Genomic DNA, 615 nt, shown 5'->3' on the forward strand with positions numbered 1-615 from the left:
CTTCAGATAACCCTTGTACTGCTTCCATTCCCGTCTCTGCTCCTCCGCGATCTCGTGCTCTGCCACGCCTTCCAAAGCCGCCATCAACGCCGCAGCGTCCTGCTTGGCGAGGGATTTTTTTACGGCCTCCCATACACTCGACAGATGGCCGACAAAACGCTTGAGATCGCGTGCGACATGGAAACGGTCAAGCATGTACAAGCATTGATGGAAGTACGATTCACATTCCCCGATCCACGCCGCTCCGTCTCCGTTTACGACAAGCCACGTGTTCTCGTCGATTTCGTAGCGCTCCGCCAGGAAGTCTCCAAACCCTTCCCAGAAGTTGCCCCCGGCCGTATGCAGGTAGTGTTGCTTATTCTTCAGCCGGACACGCTTGCCGCTTTTCTCCCAGCCTTCGTGCACAACCGCAATCGCGTTCTCCATCCCACGCTTCTTGCTCCGCTGCAGCTTCGTGTACAAGCCGTCCACTTCCACGAACAGCACGCGCGCCGGTCGCCGTTTGACAGCTCTCGTCTCTTGCTCCGCTTTTTCGAGCAGCTTCTCCCGAATCGCCTGATGGCTTAGCACGTTGTACCCTAACAGTTGCTCCAACCGCTTCGCGCTGTCCCGATA

General features: G+C 57.1%; 1 protein-coding gene. It reads right to left on the reverse strand.

What is annotated here, in order from left to right; all coding sequences use genetic code 11:
- Positions 1–615 (reverse strand): ISLre2 family transposase (locus tag ABEV74_RS06690; RefSeq protein WP_430144588.1); only part of this gene is annotated, 615 nt, incomplete at both ends.

The sequence above is a fragment of the Paenibacillus cisolokensis genome (genome assembly GCF_050481165.1).
In the GTDB taxonomy this organism is placed as follows: domain Bacteria; phylum Bacillota; class Bacilli; order Paenibacillales; family Paenibacillaceae; genus Paenibacillus_AH; species Paenibacillus_AH cisolokensis.